The sequence below is a fragment of the Bradyrhizobium sp. CCBAU 53421 genome (genome assembly GCF_015291625.1).
Classification (GTDB): domain Bacteria; phylum Pseudomonadota; class Alphaproteobacteria; order Rhizobiales; family Xanthobacteraceae; genus Bradyrhizobium.
The window spans coordinates 4,636,580-4,652,067 of sequence record NZ_CP030047.1; the positions used below are offsets into that span (position 1 = coordinate 4,636,580).

Sequence of the window (15,488 nt, forward strand, 5' to 3'; positions counted from 1 at the left end):
GACGTCGCCTCAATCGCGCCAGTAGACGCCCGGCGTCGTGCCGAAGGTGCGGCGGAACAGGCGGGTGAGGTGGCTCTGGTCGGAGAAGCCCGCATCCGCCGCAACGGCTGCGATCGGCTCGCCGGCGCGCAGCAACTGCCGGGCATGGTTGAGCCGGGTGAGGAGGCGGAAGGTATGCGGCGCGACGCCGAGCTCGCGCCTCACCATGCGGCTGAACCCTTCGCGGCTTCGCCCGAAGCTGGTGGCAATCTCGCCGATTGGCTCGATGCTCTCCGTCAAGGCAGTGCCGAGCTTCGTCCGGTCGGTGCATCCGGTCGAACCGGCCGGCTCGCGCGACAGGATGTCGTCGGCGATATCGAGGATGTGTTCGGGCGATATCTCATCGATGCTTCGCCAGCGGTCCCCGATGCTGATGATCCGGAGCAATGAACAGGCGCGGGCAGCCGGAACATAGGCATTCAGGCAAATCGTTTCCTCGTCCAGCGTCGGCATCGGCGCATGCAGCATGCCCGCCGGGATCAGCGCGGCATGGCCCGCAGGCACGGTGACGGTCGCGCCGTCGATGCGAAAGGCGCGCGAGCCCGCCAGCACCAGCACGATCTGGTTCTCGTCATGGAAGTGCGGCCTGAGGCCGAGCGAGCCCGTGCCGCGCCACGATGCCAGTTCGACGATGCCGTCGTCGGCGGTGCGCCGGTAATTCCAGGCATTGGTCATGGCGAAGCGGGGATCACAGTTATCTTGAACCGATGAGGGCGGTGATCCCTGAGCGTAGCACTGACATCACCGACCGTCATGGACCTCACCGCTGCGCGATCGAGGCGATCGGCGAGGCGGCTCGCATCGTCGCGACAGCGATCAAGGCGGCGACGAGGTTGGCGGCTGCGCTGATCGCAACCGGGATGAAGTAGCTGTGGCTGACGTCGAACGCGAAGCCGGCAGCGCTTGGACCGAGCAGCGTGCCAAAGGCGACGCTGGTGTAGAGGATGCCGATGATGCCGCCGACATTGCGGCCCCCGAAATGGTCGGTGACCACCGCAGGCAGGATCGCCACCCAGCCGCCATAGAACACGCCGAACAGCAGCGCGAAGATCGTGAGCGACCAGAAACTGCCAGCGATCGCCCAGATCGCCAGCGAGACGGCCATGCCGAGATACATCGCGACCAGGAACGCATCGCGGCCGACCCGGTCGGCAATGCCGCCGAGGAAGAACCGGCCGGCGGTGCTGCCGACGCCGATCATCCCGAGCAGCAGCACGGCGAGCGTCGGCGCCACCTGATGGTCGACCGCGAACGGCACCAGGTGCACGAACGGCACGAACACCCCGAACGCACTGATCAGGCAGGCCGCATAGAGCCCGGCGAAGCGGGCGGTCTTGATCGCGGCGCAGATCGAGACGCCTTGGCGGAGTGGCGTGCCTGAAATCGTCTCAAGCGGATCGCCGTCCGGTCCGGTGCCGTAGCGGCGCGGATCGTCGGCGATCAGGAGCGATGCCCCGATCCCGGCGACGACGGCGACGACGCCCAGCACGACGTAGGCATCGCGCCAGCCGAGGCTCGTGATCAGCCAGGTTGCGAGCGGCGGCATCACCAGGGTGCCGACCCCGATCCCGCTGACGGCGAGGCCCGACGCAAAGCCGCGCCGCCTGACGAACCAGCGCTGCACGGCGCCCAAGGTCGGCACATAGGCGCAGCCGACGCCGGCGCCGATGCCGATGCTGTAGGCGGCATAGACCTGAAGAATGGTCTGCGCCTGTCCCGCCAGCACCATGCCGAGACCGACCAGCGCCATGCCAAGGCCAGCGAGCTTGCGTGCGCCCCAGCGATCGGCGAGCGGGCCGGAGACGATGCCGAGACCGAAATACAGGAAGCCTGCGAATGAGAACACCAGCGAGACCGAGCCGCGCGAGGCGCCGAACTCCCGCTGCAACGACTCGACAAAGGACGAGAATGTGTAGGCGCTGCCGAAGCCGATGAAGGTCACGACGAAGGCGGCCGCGACGACGTACCAGCCGTAGAACGGCTTTGCGGGTTGATATCCTGCGCGCATGGCGGCATTCCTCATGATCGTTCTCCTTGTGCCGCGCGCTCGCCTGCCTTGGCCGGCGGATAGAGCAGCATCTGCGTGCAGCGAAACAGCGCGATCGTCTTGCCGCTTGCTTCGCTGCGGACCTCGGCATCCCACACCTGGGTGGTGCGGCCGGCGTGAACGAGGCGCGCCTCGCAGCTGACGCCGCCTTCGCGCGCGGTGCCGATGAAGTTCGTCTTCAATTCGCCGGTGGCGAAGCCGGTCGCGCCGTCCGGCAAGGAGGCGAGGCAGCCGAACCCGCACGCGGTATCCGCCAGCGCGACGAGGCTTGCGCCGTGCAACAGCCCGTGCGGCGAGAAGTGCTTCGCTGTGATCTCGAAGCGGCCGCTTACGCGGCCGCGTTCGGCTTCAAGCCAGTGAAAGTCCAGCAGGCCGGGCAGGCTGCCGGCTTGCGACGCGTTGATGCGTTCGGCGCGTTGGCCGCCATGGCCGCCTGCACCGCCTTCGTGCAGGGCGAGCTTGCTTGGGATGTCAGTCATGTCCTGTCCTGGCTCCATCAGGGAATCGAAAGTCGCCGTCGTGAGTCGCCACAAAAGATTAGAAAATCTAACTTTGTTGGCCTGGATTTCTCTGAGTTGACGGGGCTCTCGGCGTTGAGATAGGCTGATTGAGCGCCCGGAAGGCCTTGTTGGCAAACCAGATTTGTTGCGCGATTGAGATTAGAAAATCTAAATCATGGAGAGCCGGCTTCCACCCCTGAACGCGCTCAAGGCGTTCGAGTCCGCCGCCCGCCATCTCTCGGTGAAGCTCGCGGCCGAGGAGCTGTACGTGACGCCCGGCGCGGTCAGCCAGATGCTCAAGACGCTGGAAGCCCATCTCGGCGTCAAACTGTTCGAGCGGGTGCCGCGCGGCATCTATCTCACCGACGCCGGGCGCGACTATCTGCCGTCGATCCGCAATGCGTTTCGCCAGATTGCGGATGCCTCGCGCCGCGTCGCGGCGTCTGTCGACGTCGGCACGCTGACGGTGAGCGTGACGCCGTTCTTCGCGTCGGCCTGGCTGGTGCCGCGCATGGCGTCGTTTCAGAGCACCCATCCCGAGATCGATCTGCAGATCGTCACCAGCAACACCGTGGTCGATTTCTCGCGCAGTGGCGTCGACGTCGCGGTGCGTCACGGGCTCGGCCGCTATCCGGGGCTGCGCAGCGACCGCGTCGTCACGGTCGAGATGGTGGCGGTGGCCGCGCCGTCGCTGGTTGCGCGTTTCGGGCGGCCGGCGTCTCCCGCAGATCTTGCGGGCTGGCCGCAGGTACACGACGCCGATCGCAAGGGCTGGAGCCTGTGGTTTCAGGCCAACGGCATTGCTGAAGTTCGTCCGCCGCGCGGCCCGTCGTTCGACGACAGCGGTCTCCTCTTGAAAGCCGTGCTGACCGGGCAGGGCGCGGGGCTTTTGCCGGCGGCGATGGTCGCAAATGAGATCGACAGCGGCGAGCTGATCCAGCTGCTCGAGACCGCGCACCTGGAGGAGTTCGCCTACTATCTCGTCTGCCCCGACAACCGGCAGGGGCTTCCGAAGATCGCGGCGTTCAGGGAATGGATATTGGGGCCCGTGGCGCAATCGGCGCTTGCGGACCGCTAGCTATTTCGCCGCCACGCTCTACCGATAGAACGCGTTCGGCGGCACGCCGAAATGCTTGCGGAACATCGCGGTGAAGGCGCTCTGGCTGGCATAGCCGGCATCGAGCGCGACATCGACCACCCGCGCGCCGCGCGCGAGGCGTTCGAGCGCGAACAGCAGACGTGCCTGCTGCCGCCATTCGCCGAACGTCATGCCGGTCTCCCTGGCGAACAGGCGGTGGATCGTCTTCGAGGTCAGCTTCAGGCGGCGCGCCCACTGCTCGGCGGTCGAGGCGTCATCCGGGCGGCTCACCAGTGCCGCGCAGACACGCGCGAGCCTTTCGTCGCGCGGCATCGGCAGATGCAGCGGCAGCACGTCGATTTCGCGCAGCTGGTCGAGCAGCACCCGCATCAGGCGCTCGTCGGAGGTCGCGGGCGCATAATCCAGCGGCACACCCATTGCGGCAACGAACAATTCGCGCAGCAGCGGCGAGACCGCGAACACGCAGCTGGTCTGCGGCAGGTTGGGGGCGGCACTGGCGTCGACGAACACGGTACGGATCTTGACCGCGCCGCACATCCGGACCTCGTGCGCGAGGTCGGCGACCAGCCACACCGCGCGATTGGGCGGCACCACCCAGGTGCCTTTGGCGCAGCGCACGATCATCACGCCTTCGATCGCATAGAGCAGCTGGCCGCGCGGATGCGCATGCAGGCCGGTCGACGCGCCGCTCGGATAGTCGATCTCCATCGCCGCCATCGGCCGAGCCGTGGCGTGGTAATCGAGGTGCCGTGTGATCAGCTCGTCCAACACGCCTTCATCTCGCATGTCCCAATCTCGCTAGGTGGGGTCATTCTAGCGTGAGACGGACTCCGGCGCGACAGGTAGTTGCTGGTGTGTCCTTCACCAACGCGCTGCCAGGTCATGCTCAGCAAGAATGCTGCACTTCTCTATCCCTTCGTTGCCATCGTGCTGTGGGCCGGCAACGTCATCGTCTCGCGCCTCTCGGCCCACACGATCGGTCCGCAGGCGATCACCTTCTATCGCCTGCTGGTCGCGGTACTCCTGATGTCGCCGTTCGTGGCGCGCGCCGCCTGGCGCAATCGCCGCGCGATCTGGCCGCATCTCGGGCCGCTCGCGATCCTCGGCTTCCTGGCGATGTGCCTGTTCCAGAGCCTGTCGTATCTCGCGGCCGAGACTACCACCGCGACCAACATGGCCGTGTTCACCGCGCTGACGCCGCTATTGACGGTCGCGCTCAGCGCCGCGCTGCTCGGCGAGCAGCCGGCGCTGGGCATGGTCTGCGGCGCGCCGCTGTCGTTCGCGGGCCTCGTCTATCTCGTCAGCGGCGGGGATCTGTCGTCGCTGCTGCAGAACGGCGTCCATGCGGGCGACGCCTTGATGCTGCTGGCCGCGATCGTCTACGCGCTGTACGGCGTCCTGCTGAAGCGCTGGAATTTGCCGGTCAGCGGGTGGCAATCGACCTACATGCAGGCGCTGTGCGCGCTGGCTGTGATGTTTCCCGCATTCCTCGCGACGCCGGTGCCGTTGCGGCAGGTCAACGCCGAGACCTGGCCGCTGATCGTCTATGCCGGCGCGCTGGCATCGGTGGTGCTGCCGTTCCTGTGGATCCGCGGTGTGGCGCTGCTCGGCCCGAACCGCTGCGCGATCTTCATGAACCTGCTGCCGGTGCTGACGGCGGCGGCCGCGATCGTGATGCTGGGCGAGCCGGTCAGGTCCTTCCACGTCATCGGCGGCGGCCTCGCGCTGCTCGGCGTCGCCTGCGCACAGGCGTTTCCGCGGCCGCTGAAGACCGCGTGCGATGTGCGGTGACTCGCAAGTCGCAGCTTGGCGATCTCGCGGTTTTGATCACACGTGAGAGGCCGGGCCAGAATAGAACGCCGCGGTCGGCGGTCACTTGCTCAGTGAAACGGAGTGATCGTGATGCGCATTGCCTTGGTCTTGACGTTGCCTCTTGTGATCCTGTGGAGCGCGGTTGCCGACGCGGCAACAACGCATCACCGGCGCGTGCGACAACACCTCATCATCCGTCCGAGCGAAGAGGTGGTCGTACCCAGCGGGTACAGATATCCCGGCTTCGGGCCGATCCCGCCAAGCGAGAACCGAAATCTCGATCCATCCACCCGCGGCAGCGGCTGACGCCGGTCAGCGCCGCGGCTTCATCACGCCAGCGCCAGTGTTTCGCTGCGAGGCGTGACCATCCCGGCGCCGCTGCCGCGCGCCTGAGTGACCCGCCTCACATCGCTCCCGGAGCCATTCTGGGAGTGTGTCGGCCAAGGCGATGCAATGGTGCGTCGGCCCAATTGCAGAGGAGGGTAAATCATGCGTTCAGTTTCTCTGAGCTTCGCCGTTGCAACCGCGATTGCTCTGTTCTCGTTAGGTCAGCCGGCCTCTGCCGCTCCCATCGGGGCAGTCGTGAAGGCGTGCGACCGAACCGCGGGATGCAATTACAACCTGAACAAGGCCGGAGACCTGTCGGGCTGCTCGTCGAAGGTCTGTTTCTACTGCCCGAACGACGGCAAGCGGCAGTGCTTCCCAGTGCAGTGAGCAGCCTGGGGCCTGCTTGCGGCGGGCCCCTTCGCTTGTCGGGGATCGAACTACGCTGCGCCGGTGACCAGCCTGTGCTGGGATCTCTCGGTGACACGCATTTCGAGCGTGGCGATGGTTCCCTTGAGGTTGTCGTGCCGCTCGTGGAGCGACCTTGCCAAGATCGGATACCTTGGGTTCGACCGGTCATAAATTCCGGCCCGCTGCTCTTCGGTCGCGATGTCGGCTTCGATCTGCTGGCAGGCGAGGACGAGATCCGACAACATCTTCCTGATCGTTGGCTCTCGTCCGACGCTCGCGCGAGCTGTCTCAAAACGATGATGCATGTTCATGTGCGTGCTCCGAATGTCTGAGTTCGGCACACCGAGAACAGCCGGCGCCGAACTATTCACGGATACATCGCAAGTTGCTTGCCAGTCGCAGGTCCGTAGGAATACGGCCGCCGCGGTCTTACGCGCGATATGCCGCGGTCTGACGGGTCTTGCAGGCTATTCCCGGCGCCAGGCCGGAATGCAGGCGCTGAGCGTGACGCGCTTGTAGTCCCGAGCCGTCGTCTCATCTCCGGCTTCCGCGGCAAACTTGACGGCTGCCTCCATGTCCTGAGAGGCAGACGCGTTGTCGCAGAACAGGCTGCGAATTTCAGCCCGGTATCGATATGCCCTGTAGTTCATCGGGTTGTACTGAAGCGCCAGATTGTAGTTGTCTTGCTCCTCAGCGGCGCATTGGCGTGCCTCGTCCGACTGACTGTTGAAGTTGTTGAGGCGATTGAGCGCCTGAAGTGTCCCGAGTTCCATGTAACGCAGAGACATCGCGCCGAAACTTGCAGGAAGCGGTTCGGCCGAAGAAGTTTGCTTCCCTGCGGTGTTCGCGCGTTCAATTTCGATCTTCTTGTATTTGATGGCGTTGCCGTAGTCCCGCAAACTTTGGAACGTGCTCGATATTTCGCTGTTGATCGGCGCGATGTAGGCAGTCGAGAGCCGTCGATCGCTCAGCAGGTTGAGGCATGCCCGTATCTTTGCCTGCGCAGGCGAGACGTCGCGGCATTCCTTGTCAACCACGCGCTGCTCGTCCCGCGAATGCACCGTTGGCGGCGTCTGAGCAGCAGGCAGGACAGCAGCCAGTGCGAGGTAGATCGCTAATCTGAGACCGCGACTGAGGCCATTCATCTTGTTTCTTTGCCTTCAGCCCGAACTCGACCAGCCGGCGGATACTTCGTGCGGGCTCCATGATGATTTGATGCCAAATAATCAAGCCGAGGGGAAGCTGCGACATCCACCTCGGCCCTGACCCTCATCAGTCTTCGCGGCGACACCAGCCGCTGCGATCACCTCAGGCCCTCAAGGCTCGTTCATCGATCATGCAGCCGCTGGCAAGCTCATCGATGAGCTCAAAAGTGAGGCCGTTCGTGACTGGGAAAGACCGAACGGCCTCAGCCGGCCCGCAGGACCAAAATGGAAGAACAGGGCCGGCTGTCTAGCTACGGTGTCGCCGGATCAATGGTTTCGCCAGCCGATCGACGTCGCCACCATCCGAAGCCTATGAGCGCGCAGGCTCGGTTTGACGACAGGTCGTCAAGACAAACGCTGCCTTGCTGCATTGCCACTCGCTGCCAAGCGCGGCGCTCGAGACCGGCCGTGGGGCGGCAACGATCGCGAGCACGACAACTATGCAGGCCAGCGAAGCTACGATGACAAGCCTGCCTGCTTTGGATGCGAAGCGGTGCCGGAACCGGGGACCCAGATCGGCGGTTCGGCGAAGCTGGGCGTTACGCAGAACCTGGTCGATATCCTTGAATTGAATGCCGCTGTCCTGCTGCATGGCTTTTCCCCAAAAGATTCACGTGATGAAAACAAGAGGAATGCTGGGCGCGGTTTGTTTCGCGCTCACTTCAACGCGGCGGGAATGATGTTTCGTTCACGCGGAGGTGACTACCGGTTTAGGCCAGGGGACTTCGACGGCTCGCGAACCATGGAATCGAGCTGGGGCGGCGCCTGATTGGCAGACGCTGCCCGGTCGTACTGCTCAAGATAGAAAAGGTTGGCTGGCGGAGAGGGAGGGATTCGAACCCTCGATACAGCTTGAGACCGTATGACGCTTTAGCAAAGCGTTGCCTTCAGCCACTCGGCCACCTCTCCGGCGCGAGCCTTATGTATCGATTTTGGTGGCTCGGTCAATTTGGAAGGGCATGTTTCCGCTCGATTATTCGCAATGCCCTCATTGTGATGGGGGCGATCGGATTGGCTCGACTTTGTCGCACGAATGGATCGCGCAAGAACGAACGCGGAACTTGCCACGCAAAGCATTGAAGCGATTTAGAAAAGTGCGCTGGAAATCAGCCGTGGCCGAGGCGGTTATTCCACGCTGGCGCCGCGGCGCAGGTCGGCGTCGATCTGCAATCTGGTGCCGCCGCCGAAGCGGGCGCGGTAGACCTGCAGATTCTCCATGATGCGCTGGACATAATTTCGCGTCTCCGAGAACGGAATCAGCTCGACCCAGTCGACCGCGTCGACCTTGGGATCGCGCGGGTCGCCGTAGCGCTCGATCCACTTCTTCACGCTGCCGCGGCCGGCATTGTAGGCGGCGAAGGTCAGGATGTAGGAGCCGCGATAGTCCTCGAGCAGGCCGCCGAGCTCGGCGGCGCCCAGCATCGCGTTGTAGACCGGGTCGGTCTTCATCCGGTTGAGGTCGAAGCCGATGCCGGCGCGCTTGCAGACATAGCGTCCGGCGTCCGGCGTCACCTGCATCAGGCCGTAGGCCTGGGCCGGCGACACCACGGCGGGATTGAACGCGCTCTCCTGGCGCGCGATCGCGTAGACGACGCTCTGCTCGACCTCCGGCCCGACCTGGCGGAACGATGGGATGCCGTTCACCGGGTAGGCGTAGTGGTCGAACGGCAGTCCGCGATTGAGCGCGGCCTTGCCCATCAGCAGCATGCCGCGGGCATCGCCATGGCGCGCGGTGAGCTCGCCGAGGCCGGCCAGCGCTTCCGGATCGCCATTGTCGCCCATGTCGCCGAAGATCGGGATCGCGAGCTCGCGTGCGTCGATCTCGTAGAGCAGGGCGACCGCGCGGACGATCTCCAGCCGGTCGGCGCCGCGGCCGCGCGGCGCGCTGTTCAATTCGATCTGCGGAAGGCCGAGCTTGGCGCGCGCGAGCTGGCCGTAATAGCTGGTCGACTGCTCGGCCGCGCGTGCGTAGGCGGCACGCGCCTCCTGGCCACGGCCGGCGGCTTCCGCAGCGCGGCCCTGCCAATAGCCGGCACGCGCCAGCGCGGTCGGGTTGGCGCTGCCGACGCCGATCCGGGCGAAATGCTGGGCGGCGAGGGAGGGGTCGTTGAGAAATCGCAGCGCGATCCAGCCCGAGGTGAATTCCTGCTCGGTCTTGTAGATGTCGCGGGCGGGCAGTGCCGCGTCGCGCGCGATCAGATAGGCGGTGCGAAACTCCTCGACGTCGATCATCTTGCGCGCCAGCAGGCGGCGCTCGACCCACCACTCGTCGACGTTGTAGAGGCGCGCGGGGTCCTTCGGCGCGCTCAGCATCAGCCGGGCAGCTTCGGCGAATTTCTCCTCGCGGCGGAGCAGCTGGATTTTTGCGAACAGGTAACCGGTGTCGCCGGAGAGCTCGCTCGGCACCGCCTCGAGCTGCGCGCGCAGGTTTGAGCCCTTGCGGTTGGCGGCGATGCGCGCCTTGGCGAGCGCCAGATAGCCGGAGCCGAGCCGCTTGGCCTCGCGAATTCCGGCAGCCTCGTTGTCGGTGCCGTAGAGCATCGTGTCCATGCGCGCCCTGTGGTCGGCGGCGGTCAGGAACGAGCCGAACATTTCGAGCGCGGTGGTTTCGGTGTCCTCGCTCATGCCGTCATTGCGCCAGGCCTCGCGCACCAGGCGCTCGGCATTGCCGCGATCGCCGCGCCCGAGCATCACCTTGGCGAGCGCGAGCCGGCCCTTGGCCGAGACCGGCGATTCATTCTGGAACCAGGCCCAGACCGCGGAGTCGTCGCGACGATCGTCCCACAGCGAAGCCTCGATGCGGCGGCGCAGGAAGGTCTGCGAGGGCCAGCTCGGATTGGCGTCGAGGAAAGCGCGGTAGCGCTCGACCGAGGCGCCATTGTCCTCGCTGCGCAGGATCAGCCATTCGGCAAGCTTGCGCGCGACCGGATCGGAGATCGAGGCCTCGGCCTCGGTGGCATCAGAGGGCCTGCGCTTGCGCAGCAGCTCGACGACGCTTGCGAGCGCTTCCTTGTCCGATTGCGACGTCGACGATGTCGCGGCCACGGCCGCAGGCAGCACCGGCTTGCGCGCGATCGGCGCGGCATGCTGGCGGGTCGCCGGAACCAGCGTGGGGGCGGCGGCACGGACGGGCGCCGGCTTGTTCGGCAGACTTCCTGTCGCAGCCGGAGCGGCGGGCTTGGACGCAGTGGCGGGCTTCGACGCGGTGCTCTTGGATTCGGTGGCCTTCGGAGCGGCTTCCTTGTGAGCCCCGGTCTTGGCAGGAGCGGCCTTGGCTGCGTCTGGCTTGGCCGCGCTGGACTTGGAGGCGGTTGGCTTGTGGGCTTCGGTCTTCGCGGCGTCGGTCTTGGTACTGGTGGGCTTGGCCGTCGTCGACTTGGAAGCCGCGGCCTTCGGGGCTGCAGACTTGGTCGTAGCAGTTTTAGGAGCGGCGCCTTTGGAGGCTGTGTCTTGGGCAGCCGGCTTGGCGGCCGGTGCATCCTCGGCGGCCCATGCCTTGGCCGTGATGGCGGCCAAGCCGACGACGAGCGCCAGGCTCGTCGCCAGCGCCGTCGATCGCAATGTGCCTGCGCGAGCGGAACGGATCACAGAAGTCCTCTGCGGCCCCGAATCACCTGGTCGTGTGGGCCATGGGTTCTTATTTGATTGAAAACGTAGACAAAATACTAAGAAGCCTGCCGGTGCGGCTGTTTGCGCCAGCACAACGGCAAAATCGCGGCTGGAACCGCTTGGGAATAGGTTCGGTCCGGCCCTTTCGCCTGTCAGCCAGACCCGATATGAATTGCCTTTCATGGCGTTTCGCATCAACCGGGTGCCGGTTGCACGGACGTGAAGCACGACAACAACAAGGGTCCGTCGACCTAGCCTTTAGCCTGAAGCGTTTGGAGGAAGTCCATGGCAGCCAAGACAAAATTCCGGGGATCATTCACTGCCTTGGTGACGCCCTTCAAAAACGGCGCAGTGGATGAGGCGGCGTTCCGCAGCCTCGTGAACTGGCAGATCTCCGAGGGCACGCACGGCCTGGTGCCGGTCGGCACCACGGGCGAGAGCCCGACGCTGAGCCATGACGAGCACAAGCGGGTGGTCGAGTGGTGCATCGAGGAGGCCAAGGGCCGGGTCCCGGTGATCGCTGGCGCCGGCTCGAATTCGACCAAGGAGGCGATCGAGCTCGCCGAGCACGCGGAAAAGGCCGGGGCCAATGCGGTGCTGGTCGTGACGCCGTACTACAACAAGCCGACCCAGGAAGGCATGTACCAGCACTTCAAGGCGATCAACGATGCGATCGGCATTCCGATCATCATCTACAACATCCCGCCGCGCTCGGTGATCGACATGTCGGTCGACACCATGAAGCGGCTGTTCGAGCTGAAGAACATCGCGGGGGTCAAGGACGCCACCGCTAGCATGGTGCGGGTGTCGCAGCAGCGCGCCGCGATGGGCGAGGATTTCAACCAGCTCTCCGGCGAGGACGCCACCATCATCGGCTACATGGCGCATGGCGGCCATGGCTGCATCTCGGTGACCTCGAACGTCGCGCCGCGGCTGTGCTCGGAATTCCAAACCGCCTGGCAGAAGGGCGACGTCACCACCGCGCTGAAGATACACGACAAGCTGATGCCCCTGCACACCAACCTGTTCATCGAGAGCAACCCGGCGCCGGTGAAGTATGCGATGTCGCTGCTCGGCAAGCTCGACGAGAAGCTGCGCCTGCCGATGGTGCCGGTCTCTGAATCGACCCGCCAGGCCGTCCGCAGCGCCATGGTGCATGCCGGCCTGATCAACTGAGCCGAAGCGGTACCGCCGTGAACAATGCCGTGCGCAATGTGGAAGAGAAGGGGATGGGCATGCTGAAGGAATTCCGCGAATTTGCCATGAAGGGCAATGTCGTCGACCTCGCCGTCGGCGTCATCATCGGTGCAGCCTTCGGCGCGATCGTCACCTCGCTGGTCGGCGATATCATCATGCCGATCATCGGCGCGATCACGGGTGGCCTCGATTTCTCCAACTATTTCACTGGACTTTCCAAGGCAGTCACTGCGACCAACCTCGCCGACGCCAAGAAGCAGGGCGCGGTGCTGGCCTGGGGCAACTTCCTGACGCTGACGCTGAACTTCCTGATCATCGCCTTCGTGCTGTTCATGGTCATTCGTGCCATGAACCAGTTCAAGCGCAAGGATGAGGCCAAGTCCGCCGAGCCGCCGAAGCCGTCCGACGAGGTCGTGCTGCTGACGGAAATCCGCGACCTCCTCAAGAAGAGCTAACGTGGCCGAGAAGAACGAACGCCCGATCAAGGTTGTCGCCGAAAACCGAAAGGCCCGCTTCAACTACGCCATCGAGGACACGATCGAAGCCGGCATTTCCCTGACCGGCACCGAGGTGAAATCAATCCGCAGCGGCAAGAGCACGATCGCGGAATCCTATGCGGATTCCAAGAACGGGGAGATTTGGCTGATCAACGCCAATATCCCGGAATATCTGCAAGCCAACCGCTTCAACCACGAGCCGAAGCGGCCGCGGAAACTGTTGCTGCATCGCAAGCAGATCAACAAGCTGCTCGGCGCGGTCGACCGCGAGGGCATGACGCTCATTCCGCTAAAACTGTACTTCAACGAGCGCGGGCGTGCCAAACTGCTGCTCGCCATTGCCAAGGGCAAGAAGCTGCACGACAAGCGCGAATCCGAGAAGAAGCGCGACTGGAGCCGCGAGAAGGGCCGCCTGATGCGGGCGCGGGGATAGGGCGGTTCATTGCCGTCATTGCGAGCGCAGCGAAGCAATCCATCTTGCCGCGATGAAAGATGAAAGATGGATCGCTTCGTCGCAGTCGCTCCTCGCGATGACGCTGGATGGAGATAGGTGCCATGAGCCAGAGCAGCCTGACCGATGTCGACTGGAGCAAGATCCCGGCGCCCACGGATGATGGCGGCGCGGCACATCTGGCCGGCATGACGATTCCGCCGGTCATGCTGCGCGCCACCGACGACACCTCGGTGGTACTGTCGGCGCTCGAGGGCCGTACCGTGGTGTTCGCCTATCCGCGGACCGGCGAGCCCGGCAAGATCGGGCTGGTCGACGATTGGGACAAGATCCCGGGGGCCCGCGGCTGTACCCCGCAGACCTGCGCTTTCCGCGACCTGTTCGCCGACCTGAAGGCGGCCGGTGCCGCGCAGGTGTTCGGGCTGTCGACGCAGAGCAATGCGTACCAGACCGAGATGGCGTCGCGCCTGCATCTGCCGTTTCCGGTGCTGTCCGACGAAGCGCTGGAACTGACGCGCACGCTGAGATTGCCGACGATGTCGGTCGCGGGCCTGACCCTGATCAAGCGGCTCGCACTCGTGATCGACGATGCGCGCATCACGCACGTGTTCTATCCGGTGTTCCCGCCCGACCGGAACGCCGGCGACGTGCTGGAATGGCTGCAGGCCAATCCGCGGAAGGATGAGAGCGGTTCCAAGTAGAGCGCTTCTCAGCAATGTGGATACCGGTGCGCGAAGTGGATACCGGGAGACGGCCCTAGCCGAGTTCCTTCCGCACGCTCGCGAACACCTTGCGGAACATGTCGGTCGTCAGCACGCCCGTGTTCGTGTTGTAGCGCGAGCAATGGTAGCTGTCGTAGAGCTTGAATGCGCCCACGTTATGCACGGTACCGTGCACAAAGGGTGCGGCAGCCAGGCGAACATCCAGCGCCTTCAACGTTGACTCGTGTGCGATTCGCCCGAGCAGCACGATCGCGCGCAGCTTCGGCATCGTGGCGATGGTGGCGCGGAGGAATTGCCGGCAGGTGTTGATCTCGGCCGGCAGCGGCTTGTTCTGCGGCGGCACGCAGCGCACCGCGTTGCTGATCCGGGCGTCGACCAGCTTCAGGCCATCGTCCGGCCGCGCCTGATAGACGCCGCTGGCGAAACCATATTCGAGCAAGGTCGCGTAGAGCAGATCGCCGGCGTAGTCGCCGGTGAACGGACGGCCGGTGCGGTTGGCGCCCTGCATGCCCGGCGCGAGCCCGACGATCAACAGCCGCGCATTCGGATCACCGAACGATTCCACCGGCGAGTTGAACCAATCCGGGTGGAGCGAGCGCGCCTGTGCGCGAAAGTCGGCCAGCCTGACGCAGAGCTGACAGTTGCCGTCGGGGCGCGTAGCTGCGGCGACGAGATTACTCGTCGAAATCGTCATCGGCTCCCCGGGGGGCCATCGTGGTCGCGCGCTGCAGGAATTGCGGGGAGTGGTGACGCGGTTCGCGCGGGGCCGGACGTTCGGACGGATCGCGGCCAAGCTTGGATTGCAGCTCGACGAGGTCGGTGAAGACGTCGGCCTGGCGGCGCAGCTCGTCGGCGATCATCGGCGGCTGGCTGGCAATAGTGGAGATGACGGTGACGCGGACACCGCGCCGCTGCACGGCCTCGACCAGCGAGCGGAAGTCACCGTCGCCGGAGAACAGGATCATCTGGTCGATGTGCTCGGCGAGTTCCATGGCATCGACCGCGAGCTCGATGTCCATGTTGCCCTTCACCTTGCGGCGGCCGCTGGCGTCGATGAATTCCTTGGTCGCCTTGGTGACGACGGTGTAGCCGTTGTAGTCGAGCCAGTCGATCAGCGGACGGATCGACGAGTACTCCTGATCCTCGATGATCGCCGTATAGTAGAAGGCACGAAGCAGCGTGCCGCGACTCTGGAATTCCTTCAGAAGGCGCTTGTAGTCGATGTCGAAGCCCAGGGTCTTTGCGGTGGCGTAAAGATTGGCTCCATCGATGAAGAGCGCGATCTTGTTGGAAACAGGTGACGACATCAAAGTGTTCTCGCGTGGTTGTTAGTGTTCTTAGCGCGGCGGTGATCAACCGCGCGCAATTTCCGGCGTTGCTGCCTAAAGTTCAGTGAATCTTTCCCCACCACAGTCACCACCGCAATTATGGTGAGGCGAGGGCAAAAAGCCTAGACCTTTGACATTGCAATGAAGAGATTTACTTGTCTGGGACAGCAACCTAGCCATGTCGTCAGACGCTCCGGCCCTTCTGGCCCCGGCAGACCGGGTTATCAGAGCCTGTTGGGAAGGCAAA

General features: G+C 64.5%; 17 protein-coding genes and 1 tRNA gene. 8 read left to right on the forward strand and 10 right to left on the reverse strand.

Annotated elements, in window-relative coordinates; translation table 11 throughout:
- Positions 1 to 9: 9 nt before the first annotated feature.
- The 3 genes from XH92_RS22100 to XH92_RS22110 form a co-directional block, all read right to left on the reverse strand.
- The gene (locus XH92_RS22100) at positions 10 to 714 is read right to left on the reverse strand and encodes a helix-turn-helix transcriptional regulator (protein ID WP_194454003.1); all 705 of its coding nucleotides are present in this window, start codon (positions 712 to 714) and stop codon (positions 10 to 12) included.
- Positions 715 to 799: 85 nt separating this feature from the next.
- The gene (locus XH92_RS22105) at positions 800 to 2,062 is read right to left on the reverse strand and encodes an MFS transporter (RefSeq protein ID WP_246787570.1); all 1,263 of its coding nucleotides are present in this window, start codon (positions 2,060 to 2,062) and stop codon (positions 800 to 802) included.
- Positions 2,059 to 2,565 (reverse strand): PaaI family thioesterase, encoded by a 507-nt coding sequence (locus XH92_RS22110; protein WP_194454004.1) that lies wholly within the window; start codon positions 2,563 to 2,565, stop codon positions 2,059 to 2,061. Before XH92_RS22110 ends, XH92_RS22105 begins: the two co-directional genes overlap by 4 nt.
- 196 nt (positions 2,566 to 2,761) lie before the next feature.
- On the opposite strand from XH92_RS22110, the gene gcvA reads away from it, so the two are divergent.
- Positions 2,762 to 3,664 (forward strand): transcriptional regulator GcvA, encoded by a 903-nt coding sequence (gcvA, locus tag XH92_RS22115; RefSeq protein WP_210345469.1) that lies wholly within the window; start codon positions 2,762 to 2,764, stop codon positions 3,662 to 3,664.
- 18 nt (positions 3,665 to 3,682) lie between these two features.
- On the opposite strand, the gene XH92_RS22120 is transcribed toward gcvA, so the two are convergent.
- On the reverse strand, positions 3,683 to 4,471 hold the full coding sequence (locus tag XH92_RS22120) for a helix-turn-helix domain-containing protein (RefSeq protein WP_194454005.1): 789 nt from the start codon (positions 4,469 to 4,471) through the stop codon (positions 3,683 to 3,685).
- A gap of 96 nt (positions 4,472 to 4,567) precedes the next feature.
- Here XH92_RS22120 and XH92_RS22125 point away from each other — a divergent pair, with 96 nt between their 5' ends.
- Positions 4,568 to 5,476 carry a DMT family transporter gene (locus XH92_RS22125; RefSeq protein ID WP_194454006.1) on the forward strand — a complete coding sequence of 303 codons (909 nt, stop codon included), beginning with the start codon at positions 4,568 to 4,570 and terminating at the stop codon, positions 5,474 to 5,476.
- Positions 5,477 to 5,587: 111 nt separating this feature from the next.
- Positions 5,588 to 5,803, forward strand: a complete 216-nt coding sequence (locus tag XH92_RS22130; RefSeq protein WP_246787571.1) for a hypothetical protein — start codon at positions 5,588 to 5,590, stop codon at positions 5,801 to 5,803.
- A 458-nt stretch (positions 5,804 to 6,261) separates the two neighbouring features.
- Here the strand turns inward: XH92_RS22130 and XH92_RS22135 are convergent, their stop codons facing one another.
- Both XH92_RS22135 and XH92_RS22140 read right to left on the reverse strand, forming a co-directional pair.
- Entirely contained in the window at positions 6,262 to 6,543 is a 282-nt protein-coding gene (locus XH92_RS22135) for a hypothetical protein (protein WP_194454007.1), read from the reverse strand.
- 156 nt (positions 6,544 to 6,699) lie between these two features.
- The gene (locus XH92_RS22140) at positions 6,700 to 7,377 is read right to left on the reverse strand and encodes a hypothetical protein (protein ID WP_194454008.1); all 678 of its coding nucleotides are present in this window, start codon (positions 7,375 to 7,377) and stop codon (positions 6,700 to 6,702) included.
- 391 nt (positions 7,378 to 7,768) lie between these two features.
- Here XH92_RS22140 and XH92_RS22145 point away from each other — a divergent pair, with 391 nt between their 5' ends.
- Complete coding sequence (locus XH92_RS22145; RefSeq protein WP_194454009.1) at positions 7,769 to 8,206, forward strand: hypothetical protein; 438 nt, start codon at positions 7,769 to 7,771, stop codon at positions 8,204 to 8,206.
- A 47-nt stretch (positions 8,207 to 8,253) separates the two neighbouring features.
- Here the strand turns inward: XH92_RS22145 and XH92_RS22150 are convergent.
- Both XH92_RS22150 and XH92_RS22155 read right to left on the reverse strand, forming a co-directional pair.
- Positions 8,254 to 8,346: transfer RNA gene (locus tag XH92_RS22150), tRNA-Ser, on the reverse strand.
- Between the two features lie 216 nt (positions 8,347 to 8,562).
- Positions 8,563 to 11,022, reverse strand: coding sequence for a transglycosylase SLT domain-containing protein (locus tag XH92_RS22155; RefSeq protein WP_371818089.1), 2,460 nt, complete (start codon positions 11,020 to 11,022; stop codon positions 8,563 to 8,565).
- A 309-nt stretch (positions 11,023 to 11,331) separates the two neighbouring features.
- Between XH92_RS22155 and dapA the strand changes: the two genes are divergently transcribed.
- From dapA to XH92_RS22175, 4 genes are all read left to right on the forward strand, one after another.
- Positions 11,332 to 12,222 (forward strand): 4-hydroxy-tetrahydrodipicolinate synthase, encoded by an 891-nt coding sequence (gene dapA, locus XH92_RS22160; protein WP_194454010.1) that lies wholly within the window; start codon positions 11,332 to 11,334, stop codon positions 12,220 to 12,222.
- 59 nt (positions 12,223 to 12,281) lie between these two features.
- The gene (mscL, locus tag XH92_RS22165) at positions 12,282 to 12,698 is read left to right on the forward strand and encodes a large conductance mechanosensitive channel protein MscL (RefSeq protein WP_194461381.1); all 417 of its coding nucleotides are present in this window, start codon (positions 12,282 to 12,284) and stop codon (positions 12,696 to 12,698) included.
- A 1-nt stretch (position 12,699) separates the two neighbouring features.
- A complete protein-coding gene (smpB, locus tag XH92_RS22170) occupies positions 12,700 to 13,173 on the forward strand; it encodes an SsrA-binding protein SmpB (RefSeq protein WP_194454011.1) in 474 nt (157 codons plus the stop codon).
- 122 nt (positions 13,174 to 13,295) lie between these two features.
- A complete protein-coding gene (locus XH92_RS22175; RefSeq protein ID WP_194454012.1) occupies positions 13,296 to 13,892 on the forward strand; it encodes a peroxiredoxin in 597 nt (198 codons plus the stop codon).
- A 55-nt stretch (positions 13,893 to 13,947) separates the two neighbouring features.
- Here the strand turns inward: XH92_RS22175 and XH92_RS22180 are convergent, their stop codons facing one another.
- Positions 13,948 to 14,607, reverse strand: a complete 660-nt coding sequence (locus XH92_RS22180) for a uracil-DNA glycosylase (RefSeq protein WP_194454013.1) — start codon at positions 14,605 to 14,607, stop codon at positions 13,948 to 13,950.
- On the reverse strand, positions 14,588 to 15,220 hold the full coding sequence (locus tag XH92_RS22185) for an NYN domain-containing protein (RefSeq protein ID WP_016844002.1): 633 nt from the start codon (positions 15,218 to 15,220) through the stop codon (positions 14,588 to 14,590). The genes XH92_RS22180 and XH92_RS22185 overlap by 20 nt, the downstream gene beginning before the upstream one ends.
- Positions 15,221 to 15,488 lie beyond the last annotated feature (268 nt).